Below are 6,041 nucleotides of genomic sequence, written 5' to 3' on the forward strand. Positions count from 1 at the left end.
GACCAGGGGCAGCAGCTCCGCCACGACCCAGCGCGGGTCCAGCTCGGCGTCAGGCACGAGCACCCCGCCCCCGGCCTCGACCACGGGGCGGGCGTTGAGCCGCTGCTCGCCGTTGCCGATCGGCAGCGGCACGTACACGGCAGGCAGGCCGAGGGCGGCGAGCTCGCTCACGGTGCCCGCGCCCGCCCGCGCGACCACGAGGTCCGCGACCGCGAGCCCTAGCTGCATCCGGCTGAGGTACTCCCGCACCTGGTACCGCCCGGCGAGCCCCGGGGCCAGCCCGGACTCGCTCACCTCGCGGACCTGGTCGCGCACGGCCTGAGCCTTGCCCTTGCCGGTCAGGTGCAGGACCTGCACCCCGGCGGCGAGGAGCTCGGCAGCGGCCCCGACCACGGCCGAGCTCACGCTCACCGCCCCCAGGGAGCCGCCGGTCACCAGAACGGTCGGCAGCTCGGGGTCCAGCCCGAGCTCGGCCGCCGCTCGCACGCGCGAGCCCGTGGCGTCGACCGCACGCTCGTCGATGAGGTCGGCGATCTCGGGGCGCAACGGGAGCCCGGTGACCTGGGCCCCCGCGAGCTGCGTGCCAGGGAAGGTCACGGCCACCGAGCGGGCCCACCGCGCACCCAGGCGGTTGGCCAGCCCGGGCCGGGCGTTCTGCTCGTGGATCACCACCGGGGTCCCGCGACGCCGGGCCGCGAGGTAGGCCGGGGTCGACACGTAGCCGCCGAAACCGACCACGACCTGGGCCTGGGTCTCCTCCAGGACGTGCTCGGCGGCGTCGACCGCTTCACGCAGGCGGCCCGGCAGGCGCAGCCAGTCCGGGGTCGGTCGCCTCGGGAGCGGCACCTTCGGCACGACGACCAGGGGATAGCCACGCTCGGGAACCAGCTCGGCCTCGAGGCCCTCAGCCGTACCCAGGACGGTCAGGAGGGCACCAGGGTGCCGCACGCTCAGCTCGTCGGCGACCGCGAGCAGCGGGTTCACGTGGCCGGCGGTACCACCACCGGCCAGCAAGACGGAGTCAACCACGGGAACCTCTCGAGAGGACGGCGAGCGAACGACGGACGACCCCGGGACGGGCGGCCAGGGCCTCGGCCGCCCCGGGCTCGGCCCGGGCGAAGGACAGCACGACCCCGATCGCGAGCATCGTCGTGACCAGGGCGGAGCCGCCTGCCGAGACCAGCGGGAGGGGGACGCCGATGACGGGCAGCAGACCGATCACCACCGCGATGTTGACGATCGCCTGGCCGAGCACCCACGTCGCGATCGCGCCGGTGGCGATCTGGACGAACGGGTCGGTGTGCCGCCTGATCACCCGCGTCATGCCGACGGCCAGCACGCCGAAGAGGGCCACGACGAGCACCGTGCCGAGCAGGCCGAGCTCCTCGCCGATGATCGCGAAGATGAAGTCGTTGTGCGCCTCGGGCAGGTAGGACCACTTCTCGGTGCTCTCGCCCAGGCCCACGCCGGTCAGGCCGCCCGAGGCGAGGCCGTACAGGCCACGCAACGTCTGGTAGCACTCGTTCGTCACGTCGCACTCGGCGCTGAAGTGGGCCTCGATCCGACGGGTACGGCTGCTGCCGTCCTGCACCATCTGGAGGACGAGGAGGGCCACGAGGCCCCCCGCGACGGCGAACATCCGCAGCGGTACACCCGCGACGAAGAGCGCCCCCGCCACGAGCATCATCATGATCATCGCGGTGCCCAGGTCCTTGCCCAGGAGCACCAGGCCCAGCACGGCCGCGGCCCCGAGCACCCCGGGGATGAGCACGTGCAGCCATCGGTGGATGAGCGCGCGCTTGCGCGCGAGCACGAGGGCGAGCCAGATCGCCAGGGCCAGCTTGGCCAGCTCGGAGGGCTGCATCGTCTGCCCCCCGGGCAGGTACAGCCAGTTCCGGTTGCCTCCCTGCTCCCGACCGAGCCCGGTGAAGACGAGGGACTGCAGCACCACGGCGACGCCCAGGGCAGGCCAGGCCACGCGCTGGTAGAAGCGCACCGGGAGACGACTGGCGAGCCACGCCAACGGCAGGCCGATCAGCGCGAACTGGGCCTGGTTGAGGAACACCGCGTACGGCGAGTTCCCGCCGCTCAACGAGGTGACGCTCGAGCTCGACAGCACCATCACCAGACCGATGACCACGAGCAGCACCGTCGCACCCAGCAGCAGGTAGTAGCTGCTGACCGCACCGTTCCACTGGCCGAGCACGGCGCTGCGGTCACGCGGCGCGGTCTCGACCTCCTCCACCCGGGGGGTCGCCATCGCGGGGCTCAGTCGCCCGCGGGCGTCGTCGTGGCGGCGATCTCCCGCACCGCGGCGACGAAGGCCTCGCCGCGGTGGGCGTAGGAGTCGAACTGGTCCATGGACGCGCTCGCGGGGGCGAGGAGGACGGTCGAGCCCGGCCGGGCTACCCGGCGGGCCTCGGTCACGGCGCGGCGCATCACGGACCCAGTGTCGGTCGGATCGACCCGGACGACGGGGAGGTCGGGCGCGTGTCGTGACACGGCCTGCACCCAGGGCTCGGGATCGACGCCGATGAGCACCATCGCAGCGAGGCGGTCCGCCCGGTCGGCGACGAGCTCCTCGAACCGTGCGCCCTTGGCGAGGCCGCCCGCGATCCACACGACCGACCCGGGTTCGAAGGCCGCGAGGGCAGCCGAGGCCGCGTGCGCGTTGGTGGCCTTGGAGTCGTCGACGTAGGCGACCTCGTCGAGGACCGCGACGACCTCGCTGCGGTGCGCCCCCGGACGGTACGCCCGCAGGCCGTCACGGACGGCGACGGGTGCGACCCCGTGGGCCCGGGCCAGGGCCGCCGCCGTGAGCGCGTCGAGGACGACGTGCGGGGCGAGCACCCCGCCCGGCCCGGCGAGATGGGCGAGGTCGTCGAGGGTCGCCAGCTCGGCTGCCGACCGAGAGCGAGACGGGTCGGCCAGGGGGGCGTGGAAGCTGCGGTCGACCAGGATCCCGTCGATCACGCCGAGCTGCCCCGGGCCCGGGACGCCGAGCGTCGTGCCGACGGCCCGAGCGCCCTCGGCGACATCGGCCTCCCGCACCATCTCCTCGAGGGCCGCGTCCTGAGCGGGGTAGACGCAGGCGACCTCGACCCCCCGGTACACCCTGGCCTTGGCGGCGGCGTAGGCCGCGCGGGAGCCGTGCCAGTCGAGGTGGTCGTCCGCGACGTTGAGCACCGCGGCGGCCTGAGCCGTCATCGAGTCGGTGAAGTGGAGCTGAAAGCTCGAGAGCTCGACCGCGAGCACGTCGTGCTGCGGGTCGGTGGCGGCCTCGAGGACGGGGGTGCCGACGTTGCCCACGGCGGGTGCTCGCAGACCCGCGGCGGTCAGGATCGCGGCGAGCATCCCCACGGTCGTGGTCTTGCCGTTGGTCCCGGTGAGCGCCAACCACGGTGCGGGGCCATCCCCGGCCACGCGCTCGACCCTCGTCCGCCAGGCCAGCTCGACCTCGCTCCACACCGGTGTTCCGCGCCGGCCCGCCTCGGCCAGGACGGGAGCCTCGGGGCTCCAGCCGGGCGAGGCCACCACGAGGTCGACCGCACCCAGGTCGACCTCGGCATCGGCGCTGAGGTCGGCGTCCTCGGCCCGGTGATCGAGCGTGGACACGAGGGCCCCGCGGTCGCGCAGCACCCGTGCCGCAACGCGTCCCGAGATCCCCAGGCCGGCGACGAGGACCCGACGGCCCTCGAGCTCGGTCGCGGGCATCAGCCCGCCACCCACTCGGCGTAGAACACCCCGACCCCGACCGCGACGAAGAGACCCGCGATGATCCAGAAGCGGATGACGATCGTGACCTCCCCCCACCCCGAGAGCTCGAAGTGGTGGTGCAGCGGAGCCATCTTGAAGACCCGCTTGCCGGTCATCTTGAAGAAGCCGATCTGGATCACGTCGCTCAGCACGACCAAGACGAAGAGCCCGCCGATGATCGCGGCCAGGATCTCGGTGCGCGACAGGATCGACAGGCCGGCCAGGGCCCCGCCCAGGGCCAGCGACCCGGTGTCCCCCATGAAGATCTTCGCCGGCGAGGCGTTCCACCACAGGAAGCCGAAGCAGGCACCGGTGATGGCGGCGGCCACGACGGCGAGCTCGAGGGGGTCGCGGACCTCGTAGCAGCGCGGACCGGCGCTCAGCAGGGACTCGCAGCGCTGGTTGAACTGCCAGACGCCGACGAGCACGTAGGCACCGAAGACGATGAGCGAGACACCTGTCGCGAGACCGTCGAGCCCGTCGGTCAGGTTGACCGCGTTGGACCAGGCCGTGATGAGGAAGTTGGCCCAGAGGACGAACAGGATCAGACCGACGGTCACCCCGGCGAAGGCCAGGTCGATGTTGGTGTCTCGGATGAAGGAGATCTTCGTCGAGGCCGGGGTCCGGAAGTGCTCGCTCGGGAAGTTGAGGGCGGCGACGGCGAAGGTCACCCCGACCACGCCCTGGCCGACGATCTTCCACCGTGCCTTGAGTCCGAGGCTGCGCTGCCGCGAGATCTTGATGTAGTCGTCGAGGAAGCCGACCAGGCCCAGGCCGGTCATGAGGAAGAGCACGAGGACCGCCGAGGCGCTCGGCACGTTGCCAGCGACGAGGCTCGCACCCGCCCAGCCGAAGAGGGTCGCGCCGATGATGACGACCCCACCCATCGTGGGGGTGCCACGCTTGGTGAAGTGGGCGGTCGGACCGTCCTGACGGATGAACTGGCCGTACTGCTTGCGGACGAGGAGCCGGATGAGCAGCGGGGTGCACAGGAGGGCGACGACGAGCGAGAGCCCGCCGGCCATCAGGACGGCGATCATCGAGGCACCACCCCCGCCGTGAGCCGCTCCCCCAGCTGCCACAGGCCGGCCCCGTGCGAGGACTTCACGAGCACGACGTCCCCGGGCGCGAGCTCGGCCTCGAGCCACGCGGCGGCGGCGTCGACGTCAGGGACCAGCCGGGACTCCTCGCCCCACGAGCCCTCCTGGAGGGCGCCGAGGTGCAGGGCGCGGGCCTCCTCGCCGACGACGACGAGCCGCGAGACGTCGAGGCGCACCGCTAGGCGGCCGATCTCGTCGTGGGCGAGCAGTGCGTCCTCGCCGAGCTCGAGCATGGCCCCGAGCACCGCGATGGACCGTCGACCTCGGGACCGGACGGCCAGGGCCTTGAGGGCCGCGCGCATCGAGTCCGGGTTGGCGTTGTACGAGTCGTCGATGATGGTCACGCCGTCGGGCCGCTCGGTCACCTGCATCCGGTGCGGGCTCAGGGCCGTGGCACGGCCGAGCCGCGCGGTGATGGCGTCGAGCGGCAGGCCGAGGGCCACGCAGACCGCGGCCGCGGCGAGGGCGTTGTGCACGTGGTGCTCACCCACGAGCTGCAGCGTCACCGGGTGCCGCTCGTCACCGACCACGAGGTCGAAGCTCGCACACGAGGACGCGTCCACCTGGACCTCCTCGGCCCGGACGCGCGCGTCGGTCCCCGCACCGAAGGTCAGGACAGGGCCAGGGGCCTGCGTCGCCATGGCGGCCACCCGGCCGTCGTCGGCGTTGAGCACCGCGGTGCCCCCGGGGACCAGGCCGGCGACGATCTCGGCCTTGGCCCGGGCGACGGCCTCGATCCCGCCGAACTCGCCGAGGTGGGCCGAGCCCACCACGAGCACGGCGGCGACGTCGGGGGCGGCGATCGCCGTCAGGTAGTCGATGTGACCGGGGCCGCTCGCGCCCATCTCGAGCACGAGGTACCGAGTTGTCACCTCGGCCCGCAGCACGGTCAGGGGCAGGCCGATCTCGTTGTTGAAGGAGGCCTCGGGCCAGACGGTCTCCCCGTGCTCCCCGAGGAGCTGGGCGAGCAGGTCCTTGGTGGTGGTCTTGCCCACCGAGCCGGTCACGGCGACCACCTGCAGGGCTCCGTCGAGGCGCAACCGGGAGAGCACCTCGCGGGCGAGGTCGCCCAGGGCCTGCGTCACGTCGGGCACGACGACCGAGGGCACCGGTCCCTGCCCGCCCGCCGCGGGGACCTCGCGGGCCGCGAGGACCAGCGCGGCGCCGTCGGCCACGGCGCGGGCG

The 6,041-nt window shown here is 73.1% G+C and carries 5 protein-coding genes; all 5 read right to left on the bottom strand.

Features of this window, described 5'->3' with window-relative positions:
* Positions 1–1,029, bottom strand: a 1,029-nt coding sequence (locus tag L0B03_RS12625; protein WP_250446262.1) for a UDP-N-acetylglucosamine--N-acetylmuramyl-(pentapeptide) pyrophosphoryl-undecaprenol N-acetylglucosamine transferase, incomplete at its 3' end; no start/stop codon positions are given.
* Positions 1,022–2,260, bottom strand: a complete 1,239-nt coding sequence (gene ftsW, locus L0B03_RS12630) for a putative lipid II flippase FtsW (protein WP_250446264.1) — start codon at positions 2,258–2,260, stop codon at positions 1,022–1,024. The genes ftsW and L0B03_RS12625, both read right to left, overlap by 8 nt.
* 8 nt (positions 2,261–2,268) lie before the next feature.
* Positions 2,269–3,714, bottom strand: coding sequence for a UDP-N-acetylmuramoyl-L-alanine--D-glutamate ligase (gene murD / locus L0B03_RS12635; RefSeq protein WP_250446265.1), 1,446 nt, complete (start codon positions 3,712–3,714; stop codon positions 2,269–2,271).
* The gene (gene mraY / locus L0B03_RS12640) at positions 3,714–4,796 is read right to left on the bottom strand and encodes a phospho-N-acetylmuramoyl-pentapeptide-transferase (RefSeq protein WP_250446267.1); all 1,083 of its coding nucleotides are present in this window, start codon (positions 4,794–4,796) and stop codon (positions 3,714–3,716) included. Before mraY ends, murD begins: the two co-directional genes overlap by 1 nt.
* The coding region (gene murF / locus L0B03_RS12645; protein WP_250446269.1) for a UDP-N-acetylmuramoyl-tripeptide--D-alanyl-D-alanine ligase at positions 4,793–6,041 on the bottom strand (1,249 nt) is incomplete at its 5' end. The genes murF and mraY, both read right to left, overlap by 4 nt.

This window comes from Actinotalea sp. C106 (genome assembly GCF_023630195.1).
Classification (GTDB): Bacteria; Actinomycetota; Actinomycetes; order Actinomycetales; family Cellulomonadaceae; genus Actinotalea.

Bases quoted from the DNA above. Each gene is read 5' to 3' on its own strand.
- ftsW (WP_250446264.1), bottom strand. From the start codon at position 2,260: ATGGCGACCCCCCGGGTGGAGGAGGTCGAGACCGCGCCGCGTGACCGC.
- murD (WP_250446265.1), bottom strand. From the start codon at position 3,714: ATGCCCGCGACCGAGCTCGAGGGCCGTCGGGTCCTCGTCGCCGGCCTG.
- mraY (WP_250446267.1), bottom strand. From the start codon at position 4,796: ATGATCGCCGTCCTGATGGCCGGCGGGCTCTCGCTCGTCGTCGCCCTC.